Below are 25,376 nucleotides of genomic sequence, written 5' to 3' on the forward strand. Positions count from 1 at the left end.
GCTGGGGGCCCCCCCGGTCTCCCGGCGCCACGGCGCGGGGGGGGGGGGGCTGGGGGCCCCCGCCCCGCCCCGGCTCTCGTCGTCTGTCCTCGACGTCCCGACGGGCCCTGCGGCTCAGAAACCGCCGGTCTGCTCGTCCCGGCGGCGCTGCCAGCGCTGCTCCACCCGGTCCATCATCCCGGCCTTGCGGCGCGGGGCCGCGGCCTGCCGGGGGCCGGAGCCCTGGCCCGCGGGCGCCCGGCGCCAGCCGGTCACCGCGAACACCGCACACCCGAGCATCACCAGGAAACCGACGACGCTGACCCAGATCTGGTCCGGAACGACCATGCCGCCCATCAGCAGACCGATCCCCACCACGAAGCCGGCGACGGCCAGGTAGACCCGCCGACGGGTAAAGGTGCGCAGCCCGGTTCCCTCAAGCGCTGACGCGAATTTGGGATCTTCGGCATACAGCGCTCGCTCCATCTGGTCGAGCAGTCGCTGCTCGTGCTCCGAGAGCGGCACGGAGTCCTCCTACTCGTCGGTCGCGGGTGCGACCGGTCCGCCTCCCCGGTCGGAGAGGCCAGTCCAATCAGCCTTGGGCACACGGTCGGACGCCCGTGCGGGGGACCCGGCCCGTGTCGTCCATATGCCCCACGCATCCGGCTGTCATGCTTACCGGCTTTACCCAGATCATACGGTCCGGGGCCCCGTTACGGAGTGGTCTGCGCCGCGTGGGACGGGCCACTTCGACCGGGCGGGGCCGCACCCGGGTCAACGCCGGACGGATCGGACAAGTGCCCGACCCGATGGAATCGGCCCGGAGCCGGGGATGATCCGGCGCACAGCCGGGCGAGGGGCGGGTGTCCGGGGGTCGTCCGGGAAGCGAACCGCCGCCGGACGGTGCGCGGACCGGACGGCGGCGGACGGGTGCCGCGGGGGCTCCGGGCGGGGTCAGGCGAGGGTGGCCAGCAGGTGCAGCTGGGTGGCCACGGCGTGGAAGGCGGGCTGCGCGGCAGCGGCCTCCTCCAGCTTGAGCAGCGCCTCCATGGCGCCCGGCTCGGTGTCCACCAGGACCCCGGGCACCAGGTCGGCGAAGACCCGGACGCCGTGCACCGACTCCACCCGCAGGCCCGCGCCCTCGGCCAGTCGGCCCAGTTCCTCACCGGTGAAGCGGCGCGGCATCGGGTCCTGCTCGCCCCAGCGCCCGTCCTCGGCGGAGAGCACCGTACGGGCCTCGTTGAAGTGGCCGGCCAGCGCGCGGGCCAGCACGGCGCCGTTGCGGTTGGCGGCCAGCAGGCTGACCAGGCCGCCCTTGCGCAGGGTGGCGGCCAGGCTGCCGAGCGACTCGGCCGGGTCGTCCACGACCTCCAGCACGCCGTGGCAGAGCACCGCGTCCACGGTGCCGGGGGCGACCAGCTCGGGCAGCGTCTGGGTGTCGCCCTGGACGGCCCGGACCAGGTCCGTCACCCCGGCCTCGGCGGCCCGGCGCTCCAGCGCGAACAGCGCGTCCGGGCTCGGGTCGACCACGGTGACCCGGTGGCCGAGCTTGGCCACCGGCACGGCGAAGTTGCCGGTGCCGCCGCCGGTGTCGACCACGTCGAGCACCGGCTGGTCCAGCTCGGCCGCCCGCTTCTCCAGGGCTGCCCGCACCACCTCCCAGACCACGGCGGTACGCAGGGCACTGCGGGGACGCGTCGGGTACACGGTCGGGCTCCTTGGCACGTGCAGATCGATCAGGATGCCTCCACCTTAAGCCTGCCGCGCGGCCGCTCCGCCCGCGCCGGGCGGCTCGTCCCCGTCGAGCGGCAGCCGGGGTGCGGGCGGGGCCGGGCGCAGGCCGAGCAGCCGCTCGACCAGGCGCAGGAACAGCGCGGAGTTGCGGATCAGGTCGTCGGCGTCGCGGGCCGAGGCGGCGCCCCGGATGCCGGCCTCGGCGGCGGCCCGGCGGCGGGCGCCGGCGCCGTAGTAGAGCGCCCACTCGGCCAGTTCGGGGGCGACTTCGGGCAGCACCTCCCAGGCGCTGCGGATGGCCTTCCGCCGGCGCGGGTTCTTCTCCGGCCGACCGCGGACGGCCAGCACGGCGGCCACCGTGCGCAGCGCGGCCAGGTGCGCCGTGGCGTAGCGCTCCAGCGGATCCTCCAGCACGCGGGAGCGGGCCAGCGTGCGGTGGGCGTCGGCGAGCAGGTCGAGGGCGGCCGGTGGCGCGGCGGCCCGGCGCAGCACGGGGTGGACGTCCCGCCCGGCGGAGCCAGGGGCGGGCGGGATGGACGGGGTGGGTGGCAGGGCGGCGGAGTGGAGGCGGGCGGTGACGGGCTCAGGACGGCTGATGGTCATGGTCTCCCCCGTTCCGAGGCAGCGCCCGGACCGGGTGGTCCGTGCTCCTCCATCGTGACCGGCACCACTGACAACCGGCTCCGGGAACGGACGCAGCGGCGGCGGGCGCGGTCCCCCCGGTCCGCGCCCGCCGCCGTCTGCTGTCGCCCCGCCCGCCCCCACCGGGCGGCGGTGCGATCTCCCCCGTTCCCCCCGCTTCCCCCCGTTTCCCCCGTTCGGTCACCGGTCTCCCCCCGGCCCGCTCCGCCGCCCCGTGTCGGCGGTGCGGGGCCCGTGACCGGCGCCCGACGCGGACCCGGCACCACCCCCCGGGCCCTCCCGGCCAGGGGGACGGACGGATCCGCCGCCCGGGCGGCCGGCGCCCGACGCGCCGCCCTCCCGGGTGCCACCACTCTCCCGTCCCAGCAGGTCGGAGGCCATCCGCTGTCGTACTCAACCGCGGAACTGAGTACCCGTACTCAGTCGGCCGCGGCGGCCCGGAGCGGAACCGCGGCGGCGGCCCGGGGCGTCCCGGCTCCGGGTACGGTACGGCGGGGCCGGGCGGCCCGGACGGGGTCGCGAGGCCCGCGAGAACGAGGAGGGGGACGCGATGACGGTCCTGCCGCTGATCTTCACCAGCGGTCTGGCCAGCGGCATCAACGCGTACGCGGTGGTGCTGCTGCTCGGCCTGCTGGGCCGGTTCGCCGGCGCGGAGTCGGTGCCGCACGCGCTGGAGCGCACCGACGTGCTGGTCGCGGCGGCCGTGCTGTTCCTGCTGGAGGCGGTCGCCGACAAGATCCCGTACGTGGACACCGTCTGGGACGCCGTGCACACCGTGATCCGGCCGATCGCCGGTGCCGTCGTCGGCGTGCTGATCGCGAGCGCCGACCCGGGCTCGCTCAGCGAGGTCGCGGCCGGGGCGATGGGCGGCACCACCGCGCTGGTCACCCACCTGGTGAAGGCCTCGCTGCGGATGGCCGTCAACACCACGCCGGAACCGTTCAGCAACATCGTGGTCAGCCTGACCGAGGACCTCTCGGTGGCCGGCCTGGTCACCCTGGCGATCTTCCACCCCTGGGCGGCCGCCTCGATCTCCGCCGTCCTGCTGCTGGCCGGTCTGCTGCTGGTCTGGCTGGCGGTCAGCAGGATCCGCGCCTTCCGGGCCCGCCGCCGCGAGCGCAAGGCCGCCAAGGCCGCGTCCGGAGCGTACGCGGGTCGGCCCTAGGATCGGGTGCCATGGCACGGATCGTCATCATCGGCGCAGGTATGAGCGGGCTCGCGGCGGCCTCCAGGCTGGCGACCATCGGTCACCGGGTGACGGTCTGCGAGGCGGGCGGCAGTTACGGCGGCATGGTCGGCCGGTACGAGCGCGACGGCTTCGCCTTCGACACCGGTCCCGGTCTGCTGCCGCTGCCGGCCGTCTACCGCGACCTCGCGCTCAAGACCGGCAAGGAGCCGCTGGAGCAGCTGGTCGAGCTGGCGCCGGTGGAGCCGGAGAGCCGGCACGTGTTCCCCGACGGGACCGTCGTCACCCTGCCCAACGCCTCCCGCGGCGGCGTCGGCCAGGCCCTGGACACCGCCTTCGGCGCGGGCTCCGGTGCCCGCTGGAGCGCGGTGATGAACAACGGCCGGACGGTCTGGGAGGCGACCCGCCGCCCACTGCTGGAGGAGCCGCTCCCCGCCGACCACGCCTTCCTGGGCGCCGACCCGTACCCCGTCCCGCCGCCCACCGGCCTGGCCCGGCTGCGCCGCCCCCGACCGTGGACCCTGCGGGACGTGGCCGCCCGCGAGCTCGGCGGCCACCCCGGGCTGACCGCGCTGCTCACCGAGGCCGCCGTCCGGTACGGCTTCGCCCCCGGCGACGCCCCGGCCGGGGCCACCGTGCTGCCGTACATGGAGCAGTCCTTCGGCGTCTGGTACGTCCGGGGCGGCCTGCGGGCCCTGGCCGACGCGGTGTTCCGGCGCTGCGAGCTGCGCAAGGTCGACTTCCGCTTCGACACCCCGGTCACCCGGGTGCTCGTCGAGGGCGGCCGGGCCTGCGGGGTGGAGACGGCGGACGGGCGGATCGACGCCGAACTGGTGGTCTCCGCGATGGACGCGGGCGCGCTGCACCACCACGGCCTCGCCGAGTGGCCCGGGCGGCCGGCCGAGCGGTGGGAGCCGCGCGGGGTGCCCGGCCGGTTCGGCGTGCTGCTGGCCCTGCGCGGGGCGCGCCCGGAGGGCACCGCGCACCGCACGGTGGTGCACGCGGCCGACCCGGCGGCGGAGGAGGCCGCGCTGACCGGCGCCGGCCCGCTGTGCGACCGCCCCACCGTGCAGGTGCTGCGCCCGGACGACCCGGCGCTGCGCCCCGACGACGCCCACGAGTCCGTGGTGCTGACCGCGACGGTCCCGGCCCTGGACGGGTTCGACTGGACCGCCCCCGGGGTCGCCGACCGCTACGCCGACCAGCTGCTCGCCCACGTCGACGCGGCCGGTCTCGGCCTGCGCGAGCGGGTCCTGTGGCGGGTGGTGCGCACGCCCGGGGACACCCGTCGGGAGACCGGCGCCCCCGCCGGCGCCGTCGCCCGGCCCGCCCTGGCCGGCGCCGCGGGCCGGTGGCTGCGCACCGCCAACGAGTCGCCCGTCCCCGGGCTGCTGCTGGTCGGTGGCAACGCCCACCCGGGCGGCGGCCTGTCCCGGGCCGGCATGTCGGCCTGCATCGCCGCCGGGCTGATCGGCCCGGCGTGACGCCGGGCCGGGCCGGTCAGCCCTGGTGCCAGGTGTTCTGCTGCTGCTGGTAGCCGTAGTTCTGGTCGTAGCCCGGCTGCTGCGGGACGCCCTGAGCGTGCTGGCCGTGCTGGTCGGGCTGGGGCTGCCACTGCTGCTGCTCGTGCGGCTGGTGCTGCTGCTGGGCGTTCGGGTCCCAGGCCTGCTGGTGCTGCTGCTGGTAGCCCGCGTACGGGTCCTGGGCCTGCTGGTAGCCGCCGTACGGGTCCTGCTGCTGTTGCGGGTAGCCGCCGTAGGACTGCTGCTGCTCGTAGGCGTAGGCGGGCTGCTGCTGGGGCTGTTGCCACTGCTGCTGCTCGTAGCCGGGCTGGTAGGCCGGGGCGTACGGGTCCTGCGGCTGCTGCGGCTGCTGCTGGGCCTGCGGCTGCTCGTAGTAGGAGGGGGCGTAGACGCCGTCCTGGGCCAGTTCCCGCATCTCGAAGGCGGCGGTCTGCTCGACCTCCGGGACGTCCTCGGCGACCGGGGCGGAGGCCGGGGCGGTGTCCGGGGCCAGGGTCTCCTCGACCGCGCTGACCTCGCCGACCCGCTTCTCCTCGGCCGCCGCGGCCGCGACCGCCGCGCCGCCGGTCAGGGCGCCCAGCAGGGGCACCTTGGCGAGCGGGCCGGGCAGGCTGCCGTCGGCGTTGCGCAGGGACCAGCCGGCCTGGTAGCCCTTCTTGACCGAGAGGGTGACGAAGGTCTGGCCGACCGCGAACAGGGCCGCTCCGGCACCGATCACCACGACCGAGTCGAGGCCCATCCCGACGGCCACCCCGAGGAAGCCGGCCAGGGCGAGGGCCCGCCAGTGCACCGGCGCCCGGTTCTGCAGCAGCACCTCGGCGACCAGCCAGAGCGCCACCACCGCCAACGCGACGTACAGCAGCAGGTATCCGATGCCCATCCGCGCGCTACCTCCAGTCGCGTGCCCGCGCCGGCCGCGCGTGTGCGGCGACTGTACCGGTTCAACGGCCGGGGTACCGCATCGCGTTCCCGCCGTCGGCGGCACCGGCCGCACACGACCGGGCCCGCCACCGGACGGCGGTGACGGGCCCGTGAACAGCGGTGATCAGCGCTGGTGCAGCCCCAGGTTCTGGTAGATCTCCAGCGTCGCCGTCGAGTGGTTGAGCGTGATGAAGTGCAGGCCGGGCGCGCCCTCGGCGAGCAGCCGCTCGGCCATCGTGGTGGCGTGCTCGATGCCGATCGCGCGCAGCGCCACCGGGTCGTCGATGACGGCCCGCAGCCGGGCCTCCAGCTCCGCCGGGAAGGCCGAGCCGCTGAGCTGCGGGAAGCGCTCCAGCTGCTTGGCGTTGGTCACCGGCATGATCTCCGGGATGATCGGGGTCGGGCAGCCCGCGGCGGCGACCCGGTCGCGGTAGCGCAGGTAGTCGTCGACCTCGAAGAACATCTGGGTGATCGCGTAGTCCGCGCCGGAGCGGACCTTGGCGACGAAGTGCCGGATGTCCTCGTCCCAGTCGGCCGAGCGCGGGTGCATGTTCGGCGAGGCCGCGACGCCGACGCAGAAGTCGCCGATGCCCTTGATCAGCTCCACCAGCTCGTAGGCGTAGGTGACGCCGTCCGGGTGACGGACCCACTCGCCCATCGGGTCGCCGGGCGGGTCGCCCCGGACCGCGAGGACGTTCCGCACTCCCTGGTCGGCGTACTGGCCGATGATGTTGCGCAGTTCGGCGACCGAGTGGTCCACCGCGGTCAGGTGGGCGACCGGGGTGAGCGTGGTCTCGGTGGCGATCCGGCCGACCATGTTGACGGTGCGCTCGCGCGAGGAGCCGCCGGCGCCGTACGTCATGCAGACGAAGTTGGGGTCCAGCGGTTCGAGTCGACGGATGGCGTCCCAGAGCTTCTGCTCGCCGACCTCCGTGCGCGGCGGCATGAACTCGAAGGAGAAGGAGCGCTTTCCGGCCGCCAGGAGTTCGCGGACCGTCTGTGCGCGGTCCGGTCTCGTGGAAGCGATGCCGAGTGCCATGCTGGCAGGTTATCCGTCCCCCGAAGGGGCCGGACAACTCGATCCCACGATTCGGGACAAGTAGTGGACGGGCCTCCGCTTCCGCACCGGCCGCCCCGCGCGCCGTCGGCGGCCCCGCTCGCACATCCGTTCCCGGCCGCCCCGCTACGCTTGCTGCACCCCAGCGAACCAGCGGAGCATCATCGTGACCTCGTCCAGCACCCGGCCGGCCAACCCCATGGACGTGGAGGACGTCCGCACCCGCGTCAACACGGCCCTCGCCGCGTTCATGGACGGCCAGTCGGCGCTGCTCGGCACGATCTCGCCGCAGCTGGTGCCCGCCGCCGAGGCCCTGCGCGACTTCCTGCTGGACGGCGGCAAGCGGCTGCGCCCGGGCTTCTGCTACTGGGGCTGGCGCGCCGCCGGCGGCCCCGCTGACGGCGAGGGGATCGCCAACGCGGCCGCCGCGCTGGAGCTGCTCCAGGCCAGCGCCCTGGTGCACGACGACCTGATGGACCGCAGCGACACCCGCCGCGGCCTGCCCTCGGTGCACCGCCGCTTCGAGGCGCTGCACCGGGACAGCGGCTGGCGCGGCGACCGCGAGCAGTACGGCGCCTCGGCCGCGGTGCTGCTCGGCGACCTGCTGCTGATCTGGTGCGACGAGCTGTTCCTGCGCTCCGGCCTGGACCCGGCCGCCGTACTGGCCGCCAAGCCGCGGTTCGACCTGATGCGCACCGAGGTCATGCTCGGCCAGTACCTGGACGTGCTGGAGCCGGTGGCCGGCGACTCCGCCGACGAGGGCGCGCCGGAGCGGGCGCGGACCGTACTGCACTACAAGTCGGCGAAGTACACCATCGAGCGGCCGCTCCAGGTCGGCGCCCTGCTGGCCGGGGCCGGGCCGGAGCTGGTCGAGGCGCTCGGCGCGTTCGGGCTGCCGCTGGGCGAGGCCTTCCAGCTGCGGGACGACCTGCTCGGCGTCTTCGGCGACCCGGCCGTCACCGGCAAGCCCGCCGGGGACGACCTGCGCGAGGGCAAGCGCACCCTGCTGGTCGCGCACGCGATGCGGGGCCTGCCGCAGGCCGACGCCTGGCACCTGGACGCCCGGCTCGGCGCACCGGACCTGGCCGCCGAGGAGGTCGCCGGGCTGCGCGAGCTGGTCGCCCGCAGCGGGGCGCCGGAGCTGGTGGAGGCCCGGATCGAGGAGCTGATGCGGGAGTCGCTGGCCGCGCTGGCGGCGGCACCGCTCGCCGACGAGCGGGCCCGCACGGTGCTGCTGGCCCTGGCCGAGGCCGCCACCGTCCGCAAGTACTAGGAGCCCGTCTTCGAACTCCCGCCCGCCCTCCGGGCGAACGACGGGAGTTCGAAGACGGGCCCCAGCGACGGCGGCGGCCCCGGGTGGCATTACGCCGCGCGCACCCGGCGGGCGAGCTCGGCGGCGGCGGCCCGCGGGTCCTCGGCCGCCGTGACGGCCCGGACCACGACGATCCGGCGGGCGCCGGCGGCCAGCACCTCGTCCAGGTTGCCGAGGTCGATCCCGCCGATCGCGAACCACGGCCGGTCGGTGGCCTGCTTCGCCGCGTACGAGACCAGGCCGAGGCCCGGCGCGTGCCGGCCCGGCTTGGTCGGGGTCGGCCAGACCGGGCCGGTGCAGAAGTAGTCCACGCCCGGCTCGGCGACCGCCGCGTCCACCTCGGACTCGGCGTGGCAGGAGCGGCCGATCAGCACGTCCTCGCCGAGGATCGCCCGGGCGGCCGGTACCGGCAGGTCGTCCTGGCCGAGGTGCAGCACGTCCGGCCGGGCCGCGTGGGCGACGTCGGCGCGGTCGTTGACGGCCAGCAGCTTGCCGTGCCGGCGGCAGGCGTCGGCGAAGACCTCCAGCGCCGCCAGCTCCTGCTTGGCCTCCAGGCCCTTGTCACGGAGCTGGACGATGTCCACCCCGCCGGCCAGCGCCGCGTCCAGGAACTCGGCCAGGTCGCCCTGCTCGCGCCGGGCGTCGGTGCACAGGTAGAGCCGGGCGTCGGCCAGGCGGGCCCGCAGCGTGTCCGCCGCCATCAGATCAGCATCGCCTGGGCGCGGCGCTTGACCTCGGTGCCGCGGTTCTCCCGGAGCGCCTGGATCGGGCTGCCGGGCAGCGACGGGTCCTCGGTGAAGAGCCACTCCAGGATCTCCACGTCGTTGTACCCGCAGTCCCGCAGGACGGTCAGGGTGCCGGACAGGTGCTTGACCAGCCCCTGGCCGTCGATGAACGCCGCCGGGACCTGCAGCGACTTGTTCGGCCCGCGCCGGACGGCGATCAGGCCACCGTTCTTGACCAGGTCACGCACTTCGGTGACCCGGACCCCCCACTGCTCCGAGATGTCGGGCAGGTACACCCACTCGGTGACCAGGGCTTCAATCTTGCTTTCGATCTCACTCACGCCACCAGACTGCCACCTCCGCGGCCCGCCGCGCACCAAGTGCTACCCGGCGACGGCTCCCTTGAGCGCCACCGAGGGGTCCGCGGCGAGCGCCCGGTCGAGCACCGCACCGCGTTCGATCAGCTTCCGGCCCTGGGTGAGGTCGCGCGGCCGGTCCACGGCCAGCAGCGCGCTCGGCACCCCGTCGCGCAGCCAGAGCACCGACCACGCGGACTCCTGCGGGCTGCCGCGCCACAGCAGTTCGTCGCCCTCGGCGTGCCGGCCGGCGTACTGGACCATCCGCCCGAACTGCTCGGACCAGAAGTACGGCACCGGGTCGTACGGCGTGTCCGCCCCGAGCACGGCGGCGGCCGCGGCGGAGCCGGACTGCAGCGCGTGGTCCCAGTGCTGGACGGCCAGCCGGGCGCCGGAGCGCGCCGAGGGGTAGCTGACGCAGTCCCCGGCCGCGAACACCCCGGGCAGGCCGGTGCGCAGCCGCCCGTCCACCACGACCGCGCCGGAGGCGTCCAGCTCGACGCCCGAGCCGGCCAGCCAGCCGGTCGCGGGCCGGGCGCCGATGCCGACCACCACCTCGTCGGCGGGCAGGTGGGAGCCGTCGGCCAGCAGCACCGCCCCCGGCTCGACGGCGGCCACCCCGACCCCGCAGCGCAGGTCGACGCCGGCCTCGGCGTACCAGGCGGCCATCGCCGAGCCGACCCCGGTCGGCAGCGCGCCCGGCACCGGCGCCGGACCGGCCTCGACCACGGTGACCTCGCAGCCGGCCTGCCGCGCGGCGGTGGACACCTCGGCGCCGATCCAGCCCGCGCCGACCAGCACCAGCCGCAGGCCGGGGCGCAGCAGCGCGCGCAGCGCCAGGGCGTCGTCCAGGGTGTGCAGCAGATGGGCGCGCTCGGCTCCGGGCAGGGCGCGCGGGGTGGCGCCGGTGGCGATCACCAGCGCGTCGTACGGGAGGTCCCCGCCGTCGGTGTGCAGCACGCCGGGGGCGAGCCCGGTGGCCCGGCGGCCGGTGAGCAGCTCGATGCCGAGCCGCCCGTAGTCGATGTCCAGGGTGGTGGCGTCGGCCTTGCCGAGCAGCACGTCCTTGGAGAGCGGCGGCCGGTCGTACGGCGCGTGCCGCTCCTCGCCGACCAGGACGATCCGCCCCCGCCAGCCGCCCTGCCGCAGCTGCAGGGCGCACTGCGCCCCGGCCAGCCCGGCTCCGACGACGACGACCACCCGATCCGTTCCGCTCAGCTCTGCCACGCCCGTCACTGTACCCAGCGCCGCTGAACCGGCTCTGAGCCGCTCATCCGCGGAGCCGGGCGGGCGGCCCCGTCTCACGCCTCGCACGGCCCTTCGGGCGGGCCGATCCCCGGAGTTAAGGTGGACGCACCACACGGGAGCCCGGCGGACCGGGCTGAGAGGCGGGCTGGCACGGCCTGCGACCGTCCGAACCTGATCCGGGTCATACCGGCGAAGGGAGAAGAGCAGCTTTGTCACGCATGCCATCGGGCAGCCGCGCCGACGTGCTGGTGATCGGCGGGGGCGTCATCGGCCTCGCGGTCGCCTGGCGCGCCGCGCAACGCGGGCTGCGGAACGTGATCGTGGTCGACCCCGGCCACGGCCGGGGGGCGGCCGGGGTTGCCGCCGGGATGCTCGCCCCGGTCACCGAGCTGCAGTACGGCGAGGAGCCGCTGCTGCACCTGGGGACGGCCTCCAACCGGCGGTACGAGTCCTTCGCCGCCGAGCTCACCGAGGCCAGCGGCGGCCTGGACACCGGCTACCGCCGGTGCGGCACCATCGCCGTCGCGCTGGACTCCGACGACCGCGCGGAACTGCGCGAACTGCACGCCTTCCACCTGCGGCTGGGCCTGGACTCCAGCTGGCTGACCGGCCGGGAGGCCCGCCGACTGGAGCCGATGCTCGCCCCCGGCGTGCGCGGCGGCCTGCACGTCGCGGACGACCACCAGGTGGATCCGCGCCGGCTGCTCACCGCCCTGGTCGCCGCCTGCGAGCGGGCCGGCGTCCGGCTGCACCGGGCCGAGGCCGTCGAGCTGCTGGTGGACGGCGGCCGCGCGGTCGGCGCCCGGCTGGACGACGGGGAGTCCCTGGCCGCCGAGCAGGTGGTCCTCGCCGCCGGCCCGCACAGCCACCGGCTGCCCGGCCTGCCCGAGGGCGTACTGCCCGCGGTACGCCCGGTGAAGGGGCAGATCGTCCGGCTGCACGTCCCGGAGGCCTACCGGCCGTTCCTGTCCCGCAACGTCCGCGCGGTGGTGCGCGGGCAGCACCTGTACCTCGTCCCCAGGGAGAACGGCGAGCTGGTGATCGGCGCGACCACCGAGGAACAGGGCTACGACACCACCGTCACCGCCGGCGGGGTGTACGAACTCCTGCGCGACGCGCACGAGTTGGTACCGGGTATCACCGAACTCCCGCTGCGCGAGACCTCCGCCGGGCTGCGCCCCGGCTCGCCGGACAACGCCCCGCTGCTGGGCCCGACCGCACTGCCCGGACTGGTCGCCGCCACCGGCCACTACCGCAACGGCGTGCTGCTCACCCCGGTCACCGCCGACCTGCTCGCCGACTACCTGGCGACCGGCGAAGTCCCCGACCTGGCACGGCCGTTCACGCCGACCCGGTTCTCCCCCGAAACCCCCGTCGCGAAGGCCTGCGCATGACCGAGACCGCCCCGAACGAGATCGCCCTGACCGTCAACGGCGAGCCCCGCCGGGTGCCCGCCGCCACCACCCTCGCCGCGCTGGTGGCCACCGTCAGCGCCGCCAACACCGGCGTCGCCGCCGCGCTCAACGAGGCCGTGGTGCCGCGCGGTTCGTGGCCCGGGACGACGCTGGGCAGCGGCGACCGGATCGAGATCCTGACCGCCGTCCAGGGAGGCTGAACCATGGCCGACGACCTGCTGACCATCGCCGGGACGACCTTCTCCTCCCGGCTCATCATGGGCACCGGCGGCGCGCCGAGCCTGGAGGTCCTGGAGCGCGCCCTGCTCGTCTCCGGCACCGAACTGACCACCGTGGCCATGCGCCGGGTGAACGCGAGCACCCAGGGCTCCGTCCTGGACGTGCTGACCCGCAACGGCATCCGGGTGCTGCCCAACACGGCCGGCTGCTTCACCGCCGGCGAGGCGGTGCTGACCGCCCGGCTGGCCCGCGAGGCGCTCGGCACGGACTGGGTGAAGCTGGAGGTGATCGCCGACGAGCGGACCCTGCTGCCGGACCCGATCGAGACCCTGGAGGCCGCCGAGACGCTGGTCGACGACGGCTTCACGGTGCTCCCGTACACCAACGACGACCCGGTGCTGGCCCGCAAGTTGGAGGACGTCGGCTGTGCGGCGATCATGCCGCTGGGCTCGCCGATCGGCTCCGGGCTGGGCATCCGCAACCCGCACAACTTCCAGCTGATCGTGGAGAGTGCGGGCGTCCCGGTGATCCTGGACGCGGGCGCCGGCACCGCCTCCGACGTCGCGCTGGCGATGGAACTGGGCTGCGCAGCGGTGATGCTCGCCTCCGCGGTGACCCGGGCCCAGGACCCGGTGCTGATGGCCGAGGCGATGCGGCACGCCGCCGAGGCGGGCCGGCTCGCCCACCGGGCCGGCCGCATCCCGCGCCGCTTCCACGCCGAGGCCTCCTCGGCGATGGCCGGCCGCGCCGACCTGGACACCCGCGAGCGGCCCGCGTTCTGAACCCGTCGCGGATGTCACAAGCCGGTCCCGGAGGCGGTGTCCGCCGGGACCGGCCCCCGCCCGCCGCACTAGACTCCCCCGAGTGGACATGGCACTGCACGACCCCCTGATCGGCACCGTGCTCGACAACCGGTACCGGGTCGAGCAGCGCATCGCGACCGGCGGGATGTCCACCGTGTACCGGGCCACCGACACCCGGCTGGACCGGGTGGTCGCCCTCAAGGTGATGCACCCCCAGCTCGCCGGGGACGAGGGCTTCACCGCCCGCTTCATCCGCGAGGCCAAGGCGGTCGCCAAGCTCACCCACCCCAACGTGGTCAACGTCTTCGACCAGGGCGCGGACGGCGGAAACGTTTTCCTCGCCATGGAGTACGTGCCCGGCCGCACCCTGCGCGACCTGCTGCGCGACCGCGGCGCGCTGTCCGTCCGGGCCGCGCTGGACGTGCTGGAGCCGGTGCTCGCCGCCCTCGGCGCCGCCCACCGGGCCGGGCTGGTCCACCGGGACGTCAAGCCGGAGAACGTGCTGATCACCGGGAGCGGCCTGGTCAAGGTCGCCGACTTCGGCCTGGTCCGGGTGCTCGGCAGCGCCGACGGCGCGCCCACCTCGACCAGCACCGCCACCGGCGGCACCGTCATGGGCACGGTCTCCTACCTGGCCCCCGAGCAGATCCTCCCGGACGCCCCCACCGACCAGCGGGTGGACGTCTACGCGGCCGGCATCCTGCTGTACGAGATGCTCACCGGCCGCCGCCCCCACACCGGCGACAACCCCGTCCAGGTCATGTACAAGCACCTGCACGAGGACGTCCCCGCCCCCTCGCTGACCGCCCCCGCCGTCGCCCCGGCGCTGGACGCCATAGTGGCCGGCGCCTGCGCCCGGGCCGCCGACGCCCGCCCGTACGACGCGGTGGAGCTGCTCGCCGCCCTCCAGCGGGTCCGCCGCACGCTCACCCCGGAGGAGCTGGACGCCGAGCCGCCGGCCTCCACCCACCCCAGCCCGCGCTACCCGACCAGCGAGCCGACCTCGGTGATCCAGCCGCTCCCCGGGCCCGCCGACGCCCCGCCGGCCGAGCGCACCAGCGTGCTGGAGGTGCCGGCCGAGCTGATGGACCAGCTGCTGGTCGAGCCCCGCCCGTACGACGAGCCGACCCCGGTCAGGACCCGGCGGCCCGGCCGACCGCGCCGGCTCCCGCGCAAGCCGCTGCTCTGGGCGGCCGCGCTGACCGCCCTGGTGCTGGCGGTCGGCGGGGTCACCTACGGGATCTCCGAGGGGCTGTACGGCTCGGTGCCGAGCGTGCTCGGCAAGGACCGCTCGCAGGCGCAGCGGGTCCTGGACGGCGAGGGCATGCACGGCCGCTTCGTCGAGGTGTTCAGCGAGTCCGTCCCGGCCGGGCAGGTGATCTCCACCGATCCCGGGGTGGGCGCGCGCACCCGCAAGAGCGACCCGGTGACGGTCACCCTCTCCAAGGGTCCCAAGCGGATCGCCGTGCCGGACGTCACCGGCAGGAGCGCGGACGACGCGGCCGCCGCGCTGGCCGGCGCCCAGCTGACCAGGGGCGGGGTGACCCAGACCTACAACGACACCGTGCCGGAGGGCTCGGTGATCAGCAGCACGCCGGCCGCCGGGCAGCAGCTGCCGGAGAACGCCGCGGTCTCGCTGGTGGTCAGCAAGGGCATGGTGCCGGTCCCGGACGTCACCGGGATGGCCCGGGACGACGCCCAGAGGGCGCTGCAGGCGGCGGGCTTCACCATGAAGGCCTCGACCGACTGGACGCTCGGCATGGGCAAGGTGAGCGGCCAGTCCCCGACGGCCGGGGAGCGGCGCCCGCAGAAGTCCGTGGTGACGGTCAACTTCTCGCTGTTCTAGGGCCTGTCCGGCGGATCTTGGCAGATCAGCGCGCGGCGTTGGGCGCCCGGCTGGGCGTGCGCCCGAGTCGGCCTCGTACTGGACGTACTTGGGCGATTCGGGCGTGCGTCCAGGCGGGATGCCCGGCGTCGCGCGCCTGGCAAGATCCGCCGGACAGGCCCTAGCGGGGTTCACCGCTCAGCGGAGCGGTCCGTCGCCCGGCTCCTCCTGGTAGGAGTAGCGCTGCTCGCGCCACGGGTCGGCCTGGTTGTGGTAGCCGCGCTCCTCCCAGAAGCCGCGCCGGTCGGCCCGCATGTACTCCACGGCGCGCACCCACTTGGGGCCCTTCCAGGCGTACAGCCGCGGCACCACCAGGCGCACCGGGAAGCCGTGTTCGGCGGTCAGCGCCTCGCCGTTGCGGTGGGTGGCGAGCAGGGTGTGCGGGTCGGCGAAGTCGGCCAGCCGCAGGTTGGCGCTGTAGCCGTACTCGGCCCAGACCATGACGTGGGTGACGCCGGGCGCGGGGGGCACCAGGTCGAGCAGGAGGGCCGCGGGCACGCCCGTCCACTCGTTGCCGAGCATCGAGAACTTGGTGACGCAGTGCAGGTCGGCGACCACGGTGGTGCGCGGCAGGGCGGCGAAGGCGGCGAAGTCCCAGCTGTGCTTCTCGGCCGAGGCGGTGGCCCCGAACACCTGGAGGTCCCAGGTCAGCGGCTTGAAGCGGGGCACCGGCCCGTAGTGCAGGGCGGGCCAGCCGCGCTGCGCGCGCTGTCCCGGGGGGAGGGTCGGGTCAGACGGCGGAAGCGGTTCTCGTTCGGACTGACCCATGTCTCCATGGTGACAGACGGCGGACGAGCCCCGGCGCGCGCCCCTTGGCCCAGGTGCACGCCCCGCCCGTACGGGCCAATGGTCGATCGTGCGCCCTCCACTTATCACCCAAATCGGATATTCCGACACATGTCCTAGTGAGTGTGAACTTACTGGAAATTCCTCCCGATACGGTGCCAGGATGCGCAGCGCAGGACTCACCGCAGGACGTAGCGCAGGGAGGCAGCACCATGCAGGGCGACCCGGAGGTCATCGAGTTCCTCAATGAGCAACTCACGGCCGAGCTCACCGCGATCAACCAGTACTTCCTGCACGCCAAGATGCAGGAGAACTTCGGCTGGACGAAGCTCGCCAAGTACACCCGGCACGAGTCGTTCGACGAGATGAAGCACGCCGAGACGCTCACCGACCGGATCCTGTTCCTGGAGGGGCTGCCCAACTACCAGCGGCTGTTCCACGTCCGGATCGGCCAGACGGTCAAGGAGATGTTCGAGGCGGACCGCCAGGTCGAGGTCGAGGCGATCGACCGGCTCAAGCGCGGGATCGTCGTGATGCGGGCCAAGAACGACGTCACCTCGGCGAACATCTTCGAGTCCATCCTGGCCGACGAGGAGCACCACATCGACTACCTGGACACCCAGCTGGAGCTCCTGGAGAAGCTCGGCGAGGCGCTCTACCTCGCCCAGCTGATCGAGCAGCCGGAGTCCTGAGCCCGACGCCCCGGGCTCGGGCGCGGGCGGCTCAGGCGACCCGCAGCGGGATTACCGGGGCGACCGGCGCCATCGGCGCGACCGGGGACGGCTTCGCGGCGGCCGGCGCGGGCACGTCCTGGACCTCGGGGTCGGCGAGGCCGAGCTTCGCGGCCAGCCGGGCGGTCGGGCAGGGCCGGGCGCCGTGCTCGCCGAGCAGGGCCTGGATCCGGCGCACGCAGGACCCGCAGTCCGTGCCCGCCTTGCAGCCCTTGGCTATCTGGCGCGGGGTGTTGGCACCGCCGTCGATCGCCTTCTTCACCTGGTCCTCGGTGACCGCATGGCACATGCACACGTACATCGCGGTCTCTCCCGGGGTGAAGCGCCGGCTGGGGCACGGAGTGGATCTTGACTAAGGCTTGCCTTAGTTCACTAAGCCTCACCTTACCCGGCGATCCGGGTACGAAAAAGCCCCTCCGGGCTCGGGAATCCCGAATCCGGAGGGGCCTTCGTCACATCCGCGGGCACATCGGCCCTGGTCAGACCTACTGGCCGCGGTACATCTCCGCCACCAGGAACGCCAGGTCCAGCGACTGGCTGCGGTTGAGCCGCGGGTCGCAGGCCGTCTCGTACCGCTGGTGCAGGTCGTCCACCAGCACCTCGTCGCCGCCGCCGACGCACTCGGTGACGTCGTCGCCGGTCAGCTCCACGTGGATGCCGCCCGGGTGGGTGCCCAGCGCGCGGTGCACCTCGAAGAAGCCCTTGACCTCGTCCAGGACGTCGTCGAAGCGGCGGGTCTTGTGGCCGCTGGAGGCCTCGAAGGTGTTGCCGTGCATCGGGTCGCAGATCCACACCGGCTTGGCGCCGGAGGCGGTGACCTTCTCCACCAGGGTGGGCAGGTGGTCGCGGACCTTGCCCGCGCCCATCCGGGTGATGAAGGTCAGCCGGCCGGGCTCGCGCTCCGGGTCCAGCTTCTCGATCAGGGTGAGCGCCTCGTCCACCGAGGTGGTCGGGCCGAGCTTGACCCCGATCGGGTTGCGGATCTTGGAGGCGAACTCGATGTGCGCGTGGTCCAGCTGGCGGGTGCGCTCGCCGATCCACACCATGTGGCCGGAGACGTCGTACAGCTCGCCGGTGCGCGAGTCCACGCGGGTCAGCGCGGTCTCGTAGTCGAGCACCAGCGCCTCGTGCGAGGAGAAGAACTCGACGGTCTTGAACTCCTCCGGGGCCACCCCGCAGGCGTTCATGAACGCCAGGGCGTTGTCGATCTCCCGGGCGAGCTGCTCGTAGCGCTGGCCGGCCGGCGAGTTGCGCACGAAGTCCTGGTTCCAGGCGTGCACCTGGCGCAGGTCGGCGTAACCACCGGTGGTGAAGGCGCGCACCAGGTTCAGCGTCGCGGCGGACGCGTTGTACATCCGCTTGAGCCGCTCCGGGTCCGGGATCCGGGACTCGGGGGTGAACTCGAAGCCGTTCACCGAGTCGCCGCGGTAGACCGGCAGGGTCACGCCGTCGCGGGTCTCGGTCGACTTCGAGCGCGGCTTGGAGTACTGGCCGGCGATCCGGCCGACCTTCACGACCGGCACCGAGGCCGCGTACGTCAGCACGGCGGCCATCTGGAGCAGCGTCTTCAGCTTGTTGCGGATGTGCTCCGCCGACACGCCGTCGAAGGCCTCGGCGCAGTCTCCGCCCTGGAGGAGGAAGGCCTCCCCGCGTGCCACGGCGCCGAGCCGGGCGCGCAGCTGGTCGCACTCGCCGGCGAAGACGAGCGGCGGATAGGAGGCGAGCTCAGCAAGGGTCTTGCGCAGAGCCTCTTGGTCCGGCCATTCAGGCTGCTGCGCCGCGGGCAGGGACTGCCAGGAGTGGCCAGTCCTCGTTGTCTCAGTCGTAGCGGTCACACGGCAAGGCTACGGGGTGCCGCGAGCGTTCCGTGACCATTGCCCGATGGGTGAGACACGTCCCGGACATCTCACGTGAGCGGACTCACCCGCACGGCCCCGTCCGCTACGCTCGACCCATGCACGCGCCCCGCAACCACTCCTGGTGGTGGGCCTCCCCCCTGGGTGGCCCACCGATCGCGCGTTCCTAGACGAACACGACGGCCGCCCCTCGGGGCGGCCGTCGTGCTTTTCGAGCAGACGGCCCTCCGGGAGCGGAACCCGCACCGCCCTCGCCCTCCACCCCGGAAGGAAGCCGTACTCGTGACCACCCCCGCCGAGCTGCTCGCCCGCCTCACCGCCCCCGGTGCCCCCGCCTTCGCCCTGCTGCACCGCCGCACCCCCCGGCACGCCCCGGACACCGTCGAGGTGCTGCTGGGCACCGTCGACAGCTACCAGCGCCTGGCCGACCTGCCGGTCCGGACCGGCGTCCCCGCCGCCGGACCGGTCCACGACCTGCTCGCCCTGGTCCCGTACCGGCAGATCCGCGAGCGCGGCTTCGAGGCCCACGACGACGGCACCCCGCTGCAGGCCCTCGCGGTGACCGAGCAGTACGCCCTGCCGCTGGCCGCCTTCACCGCCGCCCTGCCGCAGAAGCCGGTCCGCCTGTCCGGCGGCGCCTTCGACGTGGACGACGAGGCGTACGCGGCGATCGTCCGCCGGGTGATCGACGACGAGATCGGCAACGGCGAGGGCGCCAACTTCGTGATCCGCCGCGACTTCCACGCCACCCTGGAGGACTTCGGGCCGGCCCTCGCCCTCGCGCTGTTCCGCCGGCTGCTGGAGCAGGAGCGCGGCGCGTACTGGACCTTCCTGGTGCACACCGGGGACCGGGTCCTGGTCGGCGCCTCCCCCGAGGTGCACGTCCGGCAGAGCGGCGGCACCGTCGTGATGAACCCGATCTCCGGCACCTACCGCTACCCGGCCGGCGGCTCCGACCTCGACTCGCTGCTGCGCTTCCTCCACGACCCCAAGGAGCTGGAGGAGCTCACCATGGTGGTCGACGAGGAGCTCAAGATGATGTGCACGGTCGGCGACCTCGGCGGCCAGGTGCTCGGCCCCCGGCTCAAGGAGATGTCCCACCTCGCCCACACCGAGTACGAGCTGCGCGGCCGCACCTCGATGGACGTCCGCGAGGTGCTGCGCGAGACGATGTTCGCCGCCACCGTCACCGGCAGCCCGGTGCAGAACGCCACCCGGGTGATCCGCCGCTACGAGCCCACCGGGCGCGGCTACTACTCCGGCGCGCTCGCCCTGATCGGGCGCTCCGCGAGCGGCGGGCAGCTGCTCGACTCGCCGATCTGCATCCGCACCGCCGACATCGACCCGGCCACCGGGCGGCTGGTCGTCCGGGTCGGCGCGACCCTGGTGCGCCACTCCGTCCCCGCGTCCGAGGTCGCCGAGACCCACGCCAAGGCCGCCGGGGTGCTCACCGCGATCGGCGCCCGGCCCGCCCCCGCCCGGCGGCCGCACCCCGGCGGGCCCCGGCTCGCCGACGACCACCGGGTGCAGGCCGCACTGGACTCCCGCCGGGCCGGCCTCGCCCCGTTCTGGCTGCGGATGCAGGCGCCGTCCCGGGCCACCGAGGCCCTGCCGACCCTCGTCGTGGACGGCGAGGACACCTTCACCTCGATGCTCTCCCACCTGCTGACCTCGCTCGGCCACCAGGTCACCGTGGTCCGCTTCGACCGGCCGGGCCTGCGCGAACTGGTCGCGGCGCATCGCGGCCCGCTGGTGCTCGGCCCCGGCCCGGGCGACCCGGCGCTCGTCGACGACCCCAAGATGGCGGTGCTGCGCCCGGTCGTCGCGGACGCCCTGGCCGCCGTCCGCTCCGGCGCCCGGACGGCCCCGCTGCTCGCGGTCTGCCTCAGCCACCAGCTGCTCGCCGCCGAACTCGGGCTCGCCCTGGGCCGCAAGGCCGTCCCGTACCAGGGCGCCCAGGAGAGCATCGACCTGTTCGGCGACCAGCGGACGGTCGGCTTCTACAACACCTTCACGGCGCGCTGCTCGGAGGCCGACGCGGCCCGGCTCGCCGCCGAGGGCGTCGAGGTGGCCCGGGACGCCGCCACCGGCGACGTCCACGCGCTGCGCGGCCCCGGCTTCGCGGGCCTCCAGTTCCACCCGGAGTCGGTGCTCACCCGGGACGGCGTGGGCATCGTCGCCGCCCTGCTGCGGGAGGCTGCGGCCGTCCGGGGCTGAGCGGCCCCGGCCCGGTCCTCGAACTCCCCTCCGCGGGGCGGGAGTTCGAGGACCGGACCTACAGCTCCTCGTCCAGTCCCTGCTCGATCGCGTACCGGACCAGCTCCACCCGGTTGTGCAACTGCAGCTTGCCCAGGGTGTTCTGCACGTGGTTCTGCACCGTCCGGTGCGACAGCACCAGCCGGTCGGCGATCTGCCGGTACGACAGGCCCTTGGCCACCAGCCGCAGCACCTCGGTCTCCCGGGCGGTCAGCTGCGGGACGGCCGGCGCCGAGGACGGGGCCGGTTCGGCGGCCAGCCGGCGGAACTCGCCGAGCACCAGCCCGGCCAGGCCCGGCGTGAACACCGCGTCGCCGACGGCCGTACGGCGCACCGCGTCCAGCAGCTCCTCCCGCCCGGCCGACTTCACCAGGTACCCGGTCGCCCCGGACTTCACCGCCTCCAGCACGTCCTGGTGCTCGCCGCTCGCCGACAGCACCAGCACCCGGACCGCCGGGTCGTGCCCGACCACCTGACGGCACACCTCGGCGCCGGACAGACCGGGCAGGTTGAGGTCCAGCACCACCACCTGCGGCGAGCAGGCCCGGGCTCGGCGCACCGCCTCCTCGCCGTCGCCCGCCGTGGCCACCACGTCCAGGCCGGACTCGGCCAGGTCGCGCGAGACGGCGTCCCGCCACATCGGGTGGTCGTCCACCACCATCACCCGGACCGGCCGGTCGGTGGACTGCGGCCCGGCGGCCGGCCGGTCGGTCATCGGTTGGTCGGTCATGGAGAGGCCTTCCTCGGAACGCGCAGTTCGACCTCGACGCCCTCCCCGGGCGCCGAGTACAGCTCGGCCGTGCCGCCGAGGTCCAGCACCCGGCCGCGGATGGACTGGGAGACGCCCAGCCGCCCGGCCCGCTCCGCCTCGCCGAGCCGGCCGGGGGCGTAGCCCGGGCCGTCGTCGCGGATGCTGACCGTGACGGCCTCCGGCTCGTCCTCCACCAGGATCCAGGCCCGGGCCGACTCCCCCGCGTGCTTGCGGACGTTGTCGACGGCCGCCCCGACCGCCGCGGCGAGCTCGCCCGCCGCCGGGCCGGGCAGCAGCACCGGGGTGCCGGGGGCGGAGAGGGTGATCCGCTCGTCGGCGTGGCCGCGCAGCAGTGCCGTCAGGTCGCGCGGCCCGGCCGGGTCGGCCGCTTCGGCCCGGTCCGCCTCCGGCAACCGCTGGGCCGGCAGCGGGCCGCCGGTCATCAGGGCCCGCAGCGCGCGCTCCTGCTCACCGGCGAGGCGGCCCAGCTCGGCGAAGTCGGTGGTGCCGCCGCCGGTACCTCCGCCGCCGCTCCCGCCCAGCTCGGCGCCCCGGCGCTGGACCAGCGCGAGCACCTGGAGCACACCGTCGTGGATGTCCCGGGAGAGCCGCTCGCGCTCCCGGGTGGCCGCCTCGACCTGCAGCGCCCGGGTGAGGGTGGCCTCGCTGGCGCGGGCCAGTTCGATCACGTACCCGATGGCGCAGCCGGCCACCAGCAGCAGCACGATGTTGTGGACGTTGTCGCCGGTCGGGCCGCCGTGGCCGAGGATGTTGGCCACCCCGATCACCGCGCCGGACGCCGCCGCCGGGCGCCAGCCGCCCTTGGCGGCGAAGCCGAGGACGGTGCCGGCCGCCCAGATGGTCGGTAGGGTGGGCGCGCCGTGGCTGATCCGGGCCGGGGCGTCGGTCATCCCGCTCATCACGATGCCGGTCACGGCCAGGGCGAGGTCGAAGCCGAGGACGTACCAGGTGCAGCGCTGCGGGTTGGCGAAGGCCCGGGTGCTGGCGAGCGTCCAGAGGATCAGCGCGCCGAAGTAGATCCAGCCCGCGACCGGGTGCAGGAAGTGCAGGTACGAGTTGAAGTACCGGAGCAGGGCGTAGCAGAGGGCCAGCACCCGGAAGTACGAGATCGCCTTCCACAGCGGCAGCTCGACGGACATGCCGCCCGCCGCCACCGCGCCGCCCACCGCGGCACCCGTTCTCGCGCCGTCCGCCATCTCCCGGCCCCTCCCCTGGACCCGACCGGGTCGGTCAGGCCGACCCGGTGCCGTTCTGCTCCTGCTGGTCCTGCTGCCCGGCCTTCCCGGCCTCCGCCGCCTTCCCGGCCTCCGCCGCCTTCTCGGCTTCGGCGGCCTTCTCGGCCTCGGCCTTCTCCGCCTTGGCGGCGGCCCGGCGCTCGGCGTCGGCCTTCTTCTTCTCGTCGGCGATCTGCCGCTTGGCGGCGGTCGCGTAGATGTCCACGTACTCCTGGCCGGAGAGCCGCATGATCTCGTACATCACCTCGTCCGTCACCGAACGGAGGATGAAGCGGTCGTTCTCCATGCCGTGGTAGCGGGAGAAGTCCAGCGGGCGGCCGATCCGGATGCCCGGGCGGATGCCGAAGTTGGGCACCACCTGGCCGGGCGGCTGCACCTTCTCGGTGTCGATCATGGCGACCGGGATGACCGGGGCGCCGGTGGCCAGCGCGACCCGGGCCAGGCCGCCGACCTTGCCGCGGTACAGCTTGCCGTCGGGCGAGCGGGTGCCCTCGGGGTAGACGCCGAACAGCTCGCCGCGGTCCAGCACCGCGATGGCACTGCGGATCGCGGCCTCGCCGGCGCCGCGCACACCCGAGCGGTCCACCGGCAGCTGTCCGACGCCCTTGAAGAAGGCGGCGGTCAACCGGCCCTTGAGGCCCGGGGTGTTGAAGTACTCGGCCTTCGCGATGAAGGTCACCCGGCGCTTGATCAGCGCGGGGAAGAAGAACGAGTCCGAGAAGGAAAGGTGGTTGCTCGCGATGATCGCCGCACCTTCGGTGGGGATGTTCTCCTCACCCTCGATCCACGGCCGGAAGAAGATCCGAAGCAGTGGCGCGACGATCATCTTCATCAGTCGGTAGAACAACCCGGGCCTCCTGTTATGCGGACCGGTCGATCCTAATGCCCCGCGGCCACCCGCCGTGCCCGGGCCCGCCGTAGGGGGTGTACGTCCCGGCGCGGGGCGTGGGACGATGCGGATTCCTGCAGCTCCCCTCCCAGCGTCCCCTCCCCCAGCGCCACCCGCCCGCGAAGGAGTCCGCCATGCCGCTGCTGCCCGGTGCCGAACCGTACCGCCACCGCGGCGGACCGGTCGGGGTGCTGCTGTGCCACGGGTTCACCGGGTCCCCCCAGTCGCTGCGGCCGTGGGCCGAGGAACTGGCGGCGGCCGGGTTCACCGTCTCGCTCCCGTTGCTGCCGGGGCACGGGACCCGTTGGCAGGACATGCAGGTCACCCGGTGGGAGGACTGGTACGCGACGGTCGAGCGCGAGCTGCTGACCCTCGCCGAGGAGTGCGAGCAGGTGTTCGTCTGCGCGCTGTCGATGGGCGGCGCGCTGGCGCTGCGGCTGGCCGCGCTGCACGGCACGACGGTGTCCGGGCTGGTGCTGGTCAACCCGTCGGTGCGCTCGGACAACCCCGCCGGGGTACTGCTGCCGGTGCTGCGCCACCTCGTCCCGAGCATCCCGGGGATCGCCAACGACATCCACAAGCCCGGCGCCCGGGAGCTCGGCTACGACCGGACGCCGCTGCACGCCGCCTGGTCGCTGAGCCGGCTGTGGCAGGAGGTCCAGCGGCGGCTGCCCGAGGTGACCCAGCCGGTGCTGCTCTTCCACAGCCCGCAGGACCACGTGGTCTCGCCGGCCAACTCGGAGCTGGTGCTGGCCCGGATATCCTCGACGGACGTGACGGAACGGCTGTGCCAGCGCAGTTTCCACGTCGCGACGCTGGACCACGACGCGGCGGAAATATTCGGGGCGAGCCTGGACTTCATCCGACGGCTGGCTCCCGCGCACGCGGCGGGCGCCGACAGGGCCGAATCCGACGATCACCATGGCTGAAGGGCCGGAAGTGCACGAGAGCAGCACGGCGGGCGGCGGGGACGACAAGCCCCGCGAGGACGGCGCGCGGACGGACGGAGCGCGCACCGACGGTGTGCCGAAGGACGCCACCGCCCAGGGGGACGCCGCTGGCGGGGGGAACGCCACCGTCCACGGGGACGGCACGGTCCAGGGCGGCGGCGTCGCCGCGGGCGGCACGGAGGCCGACGGCACCGCGCCGGGGCCCGCCGGGGAGGACACCACGGCAGCGGCGGAGTCCCGCCCGCGCCGCAGCGCCCCCGAACGCAGCCAGGCCGAGCAGGACGCGATCTTCGCGGCCCTGGTCGCCCAGTTCGACGACCCGGTCGACCTCACCAACCCCAACTGGCCCGAGGTCGAGAACCTCCGGGCGCAGAACGAGCTCAAGGGCGGCTACAAGGACGGCTACAAGGACGGCGCCGGCCCCAAGGCCGGCCAGAGCGACCCGGACGAGCTCTCGGACCTCGCCCCGCAGCCGCGCCCCCGCTCCGGCCGCCCCGTCCTCCCCGCCTCCACCTCGGGCCCGCGCGACTTCGAACTGGCCGAGGACACCGACGAGGGCCACTTCGTCCCGCCGGAGCCCCCGCCGCTGCCGGCCGCCGACGCCACCGCCAAGTTCGCCTGGCTGGCCGTGCTCGGCGGCCCGGCGCTGCTGCTGATCGACGCGGTGGTGTGGCGGGAGATCTCCGGCTGGCCCGCCTGGGTCGGGGTCACCGCCTTCCTCGGCGGCTTCGTCACCCTGGTCGCCCGGATGAAGGACCGCGACGAGGACGAGCCGGAGGACCCGGACCACGGCGCCGTCGTCTAGTAGTGCTTTGTTACGTGTTGCGCGGGGTCTGGGCAGGTTGGCGGTTCGGCGGTTCGCTGTCGGTGTGACTCCGAACGAACTGGCACTGTTA

General features: G+C 74.3%; 25 protein-coding genes and 1 riboswitch. Of the genes, 11 read left to right on the top strand and 14 right to left on the bottom strand.

What is annotated here, in order from left to right; genetic code table 11:
- Positions 1–114 precede the first annotated feature (114 nt).
- From ACFY2K_RS41785 to ACFY2K_RS41795, 3 genes are all read right to left on the bottom strand, one after another.
- Positions 115–504 (bottom strand): DUF3040 domain-containing protein, encoded by a 390-nt coding sequence (locus ACFY2K_RS41785; RefSeq protein ID WP_350515624.1) that lies wholly within the window; start codon positions 502–504, stop codon positions 115–117.
- Positions 505–933: 429 nt separating this feature from the next.
- Positions 934–1,686: a methyltransferase domain-containing protein gene (locus ACFY2K_RS41790; RefSeq protein WP_375893236.1), complete on the bottom strand. Its 753-nt coding sequence runs from the start codon at positions 1,684–1,686 to the stop codon at positions 934–936.
- A gap of 45 nt (positions 1,687–1,731) precedes the next feature.
- Entirely contained in the window at positions 1,732–2,316 is a 585-nt protein-coding gene (locus ACFY2K_RS41795) for an SAV_6107 family HEPN domain-containing protein (protein ID WP_387718050.1), read from the bottom strand.
- Positions 2,317–2,905: 589 nt separating this feature from the next.
- On the opposite strand from ACFY2K_RS41795, the gene ACFY2K_RS41800 reads away from it, so the two are divergent.
- Together ACFY2K_RS41800 and ACFY2K_RS41805 are read left to right on the top strand one after the other, a co-directional pair.
- Positions 2,906–3,520 (top strand): DUF4126 domain-containing protein, encoded by a 615-nt coding sequence (locus ACFY2K_RS41800; RefSeq protein WP_380530379.1) that lies wholly within the window; start codon positions 2,906–2,908, stop codon positions 3,518–3,520.
- Between the two features lie 11 nt (positions 3,521–3,531).
- Positions 3,532–5,025 carry a phytoene desaturase family protein gene (locus ACFY2K_RS41805; RefSeq protein ID WP_387718053.1) on the top strand — a complete coding sequence of 498 codons (1,494 nt, stop codon included), beginning with the start codon at positions 3,532–3,534 and terminating at the stop codon, positions 5,023–5,025.
- Positions 5,026–5,041: 16 nt separating this feature from the next.
- Here the strand turns inward: ACFY2K_RS41805 and ACFY2K_RS41810 are convergent, their stop codons facing one another.
- Together ACFY2K_RS41810 and metF are read right to left on the bottom strand one after the other, a co-directional pair.
- The gene (locus ACFY2K_RS41810) at positions 5,042–5,944 is read right to left on the bottom strand and encodes a hypothetical protein (RefSeq protein WP_387718056.1); all 903 of its coding nucleotides are present in this window, start codon (positions 5,942–5,944) and stop codon (positions 5,042–5,044) included.
- A 165-nt stretch (positions 5,945–6,109) separates the two neighbouring features.
- Positions 6,110–7,024: a methylenetetrahydrofolate reductase [NAD(P)H] gene (gene metF / locus ACFY2K_RS41815; RefSeq protein ID WP_375893245.1), complete on the bottom strand. Its 915-nt coding sequence runs from the start codon at positions 7,022–7,024 to the stop codon at positions 6,110–6,112.
- Between the two features lie 184 nt (positions 7,025–7,208).
- Here metF and ACFY2K_RS41820 point away from each other — a divergent pair, with 184 nt between their 5' ends.
- A complete protein-coding gene (locus ACFY2K_RS41820; protein WP_387718059.1) occupies positions 7,209–8,315 on the top strand; it encodes a polyprenyl synthetase family protein in 1,107 nt (368 codons plus the stop codon).
- An 89-nt stretch (positions 8,316–8,404) separates the two neighbouring features.
- Here ACFY2K_RS41820 and thiE read toward each other — a convergent pair whose 3' ends face one another.
- Genes thiE through ACFY2K_RS41835 form a run of 3 tightly spaced genes read right to left on the bottom strand, consistent with a single transcriptional unit; the run spans position 8,405 to position 10,662 of the window.
- The gene (gene thiE, locus ACFY2K_RS41825) at positions 8,405–9,055 is read right to left on the bottom strand and encodes a thiamine phosphate synthase (protein WP_375893248.1); all 651 of its coding nucleotides are present in this window, start codon (positions 9,053–9,055) and stop codon (positions 8,405–8,407) included.
- Positions 9,055–9,420 carry an Rv2175c family DNA-binding protein gene (locus ACFY2K_RS41830; RefSeq protein ID WP_375893249.1) on the bottom strand — a complete coding sequence of 122 codons (366 nt, stop codon included), beginning with the start codon at positions 9,418–9,420 and terminating at the stop codon, positions 9,055–9,057. The genes thiE and ACFY2K_RS41830 overlap by 1 nt, the downstream gene beginning before the upstream one ends.
- A gap of 42 nt (positions 9,421–9,462) precedes the next feature.
- On the bottom strand, positions 9,463–10,662 hold the full coding sequence (locus ACFY2K_RS41835; RefSeq protein ID WP_380593193.1) for an NAD(P)/FAD-dependent oxidoreductase: 1,200 nt from the start codon (positions 10,660–10,662) through the stop codon (positions 9,463–9,465).
- Positions 10,663–10,785: 123 nt separating this feature from the next.
- Positions 10,786–10,898: riboswitch (TPP riboswitch) on the top strand.
- Positions 10,899–10,901: 3 nt separating this feature from the next.
- Here ACFY2K_RS41835 and thiO point away from each other — a divergent pair.
- From thiO to pknB, 4 genes are all read left to right on the top strand, one after another.
- The gene (gene thiO / locus ACFY2K_RS41840) at positions 10,902–12,077 is read left to right on the top strand and encodes a glycine oxidase ThiO (RefSeq protein WP_375893253.1); all 1,176 of its coding nucleotides are present in this window, start codon (positions 10,902–10,904) and stop codon (positions 12,075–12,077) included.
- Complete coding sequence (gene thiS, locus ACFY2K_RS41845; protein WP_387718064.1) at positions 12,074–12,298, top strand: sulfur carrier protein ThiS; 225 nt, start codon at positions 12,074–12,076, stop codon at positions 12,296–12,298. The genes thiO and thiS overlap by 4 nt, the downstream gene beginning before the upstream one ends.
- A gap of 3 nt (positions 12,299–12,301) precedes the next feature.
- The gene (locus ACFY2K_RS41850; protein WP_375893256.1) at positions 12,302–13,099 is read left to right on the top strand and encodes a thiazole synthase; all 798 of its coding nucleotides are present in this window, start codon (positions 12,302–12,304) and stop codon (positions 13,097–13,099) included.
- An 88-nt stretch (positions 13,100–13,187) separates the two neighbouring features.
- A complete protein-coding gene (pknB, locus tag ACFY2K_RS41855; protein ID WP_380530364.1) occupies positions 13,188–14,966 on the top strand; it encodes a Stk1 family PASTA domain-containing Ser/Thr kinase in 1,779 nt (592 codons plus the stop codon).
- Between the two features lie 177 nt (positions 14,967–15,143).
- Here the strand turns inward: pknB and ACFY2K_RS41860 are convergent, their stop codons facing one another.
- On the bottom strand, positions 15,144–15,773 hold the full coding sequence (locus ACFY2K_RS41860; RefSeq protein WP_380530361.1) for a sulfite oxidase-like oxidoreductase: 630 nt from the start codon (positions 15,771–15,773) through the stop codon (positions 15,144–15,146).
- A gap of 230 nt (positions 15,774–16,003) precedes the next feature.
- Here ACFY2K_RS41860 and bfr point away from each other — a divergent pair, with 230 nt between their 5' ends.
- Entirely contained in the window at positions 16,004–16,483 is a 480-nt protein-coding gene (bfr, locus tag ACFY2K_RS41865) for a bacterioferritin (RefSeq protein WP_375893260.1), read from the top strand.
- Positions 16,484–16,514: 31 nt separating this feature from the next.
- On the opposite strand, the gene ACFY2K_RS41870 is transcribed toward bfr, so the two are convergent.
- Both ACFY2K_RS41870 and ACFY2K_RS41875 read right to left on the bottom strand, forming a co-directional pair.
- A complete protein-coding gene (locus ACFY2K_RS41870) occupies positions 16,515–16,823 on the bottom strand; it encodes a bacterioferritin-associated ferredoxin (RefSeq protein WP_387718069.1) in 309 nt (102 codons plus the stop codon).
- Between the two features lie 184 nt (positions 16,824–17,007).
- Entirely contained in the window at positions 17,008–18,357 is a 1,350-nt protein-coding gene (locus tag ACFY2K_RS41875; RefSeq protein WP_375893264.1) for a class II 3-deoxy-7-phosphoheptulonate synthase, read from the bottom strand.
- Between the two features lie 303 nt (positions 18,358–18,660).
- Here ACFY2K_RS41875 and ACFY2K_RS41880 point away from each other — a divergent pair, with 303 nt between their 5' ends.
- Complete coding sequence (locus ACFY2K_RS41880) at positions 18,661–20,595, top strand: anthranilate synthase family protein (protein WP_387718072.1); 1,935 nt, start codon at positions 18,661–18,663, stop codon at positions 20,593–20,595.
- A gap of 58 nt (positions 20,596–20,653) precedes the next feature.
- On the opposite strand, the gene ACFY2K_RS41885 is transcribed toward ACFY2K_RS41880, so the two are convergent.
- The 3 genes from ACFY2K_RS41885 to ACFY2K_RS41895 are packed head-to-tail and all read right to left on the bottom strand — an operon-like array spanning position 20,654 to position 23,488.
- A complete protein-coding gene (locus tag ACFY2K_RS41885; RefSeq protein WP_375893267.1) occupies positions 20,654–21,364 on the bottom strand; it encodes a response regulator in 711 nt (236 codons plus the stop codon).
- On the bottom strand, positions 21,361–22,602 hold the full coding sequence (gene macS / locus ACFY2K_RS41890; protein ID WP_375893269.1) for a MacS family sensor histidine kinase: 1,242 nt from the start codon (positions 22,600–22,602) through the stop codon (positions 21,361–21,363). The genes ACFY2K_RS41885 and macS overlap by 4 nt, the downstream gene beginning before the upstream one ends.
- A gap of 34 nt (positions 22,603–22,636) precedes the next feature.
- Positions 22,637–23,488 carry a lysophospholipid acyltransferase family protein gene (locus ACFY2K_RS41895; RefSeq protein ID WP_380644973.1) on the bottom strand — a complete coding sequence of 284 codons (852 nt, stop codon included), beginning with the start codon at positions 23,486–23,488 and terminating at the stop codon, positions 22,637–22,639.
- Between the two features lie 176 nt (positions 23,489–23,664).
- Between ACFY2K_RS41895 and ACFY2K_RS41900 the strand changes: the two genes are divergently transcribed.
- A complete protein-coding gene (locus tag ACFY2K_RS41900; RefSeq protein WP_387718076.1) occupies positions 23,665–24,459 on the top strand; it encodes an alpha/beta hydrolase in 795 nt (264 codons plus the stop codon).
- A 10-nt stretch (positions 24,460–24,469) separates the two neighbouring features.
- Entirely contained in the window at positions 24,470–25,285 is an 816-nt protein-coding gene (locus ACFY2K_RS41905; RefSeq protein ID WP_387718079.1) for a hypothetical protein, read from the top strand.
- Positions 25,286–25,376: the final 91 nt, after the last annotated feature.

This window comes from Kitasatospora sp. NPDC001309 (assembly GCF_042896295.1).
GTDB lineage: Bacteria > Actinomycetota > Actinomycetes > Streptomycetales > Streptomycetaceae > Kitasatospora.

Bases quoted from the DNA above. Each gene is read 5' to 3' on its own strand.
- macS (WP_375893269.1), bottom strand. From the start codon at position 22,602: ATGGCGGACGGCGCGAGAACGGGTGCCGCGGTGGGCGGCGCGGTGGCG.
- thiO (WP_375893253.1), top strand. From the start codon at position 10,902: ATGCCATCGGGCAGCCGCGCCGACGTGCTGGTGATCGGCGGGGGCGTC.
- ACFY2K_RS41805 (WP_387718053.1), top strand. From the start codon at position 3,532: ATGGCACGGATCGTCATCATCGGCGCAGGTATGAGCGGGCTCGCGGCG.
- thiE (WP_375893248.1), bottom strand. From the start codon at position 9,055: ATGGCGGCGGACACGCTGCGGGCCCGCCTGGCCGACGCCCGGCTCTAC.
- ACFY2K_RS41885 (WP_375893267.1), bottom strand. From the start codon at position 21,364: ATGACCGACCAACCGATGACCGACCGGCCGGCCGCCGGGCCGCAGTCC.
- ACFY2K_RS41870 (WP_387718069.1), bottom strand. From the start codon at position 16,823: ATGTACGTGTGCATGTGCCATGCGGTCACCGAGGACCAGGTGAAGAAG.
- ACFY2K_RS41850 (WP_375893256.1), top strand. From the start codon at position 12,302: ATGGCCGACGACCTGCTGACCATCGCCGGGACGACCTTCTCCTCCCGG.
- ACFY2K_RS41900 (WP_387718076.1), top strand. From the start codon at position 23,665: ATGCCGCTGCTGCCCGGTGCCGAACCGTACCGCCACCGCGGCGGACCG.
- bfr (WP_375893260.1), top strand. From the start codon at position 16,004: ATGCAGGGCGACCCGGAGGTCATCGAGTTCCTCAATGAGCAACTCACG.
- pknB (WP_380530364.1), top strand. From the start codon at position 13,188: ATGGCACTGCACGACCCCCTGATCGGCACCGTGCTCGACAACCGGTAC.
- thiS (WP_387718064.1), top strand. From the start codon at position 12,074: ATGACCGAGACCGCCCCGAACGAGATCGCCCTGACCGTCAACGGCGAG.
- ACFY2K_RS41795 (WP_387718050.1), bottom strand. From the start codon at position 2,316: ATGACCATCAGCCGTCCTGAGCCCGTCACCGCCCGCCTCCACTCCGCC.
- metF (WP_375893245.1), bottom strand. From the start codon at position 7,024: ATGGCACTCGGCATCGCTTCCACGAGACCGGACCGCGCACAGACGGTC.
- ACFY2K_RS41810 (WP_387718056.1), bottom strand. From the start codon at position 5,944: ATGGGCATCGGATACCTGCTGCTGTACGTCGCGTTGGCGGTGGTGGCG.
- ACFY2K_RS41860 (WP_380530361.1), bottom strand. From the start codon at position 15,773: ATGGGTCAGTCCGAACGAGAACCGCTTCCGCCGTCTGACCCGACCCTC.
- ACFY2K_RS41800 (WP_380530379.1), top strand. From the start codon at position 2,906: ATGACGGTCCTGCCGCTGATCTTCACCAGCGGTCTGGCCAGCGGCATC.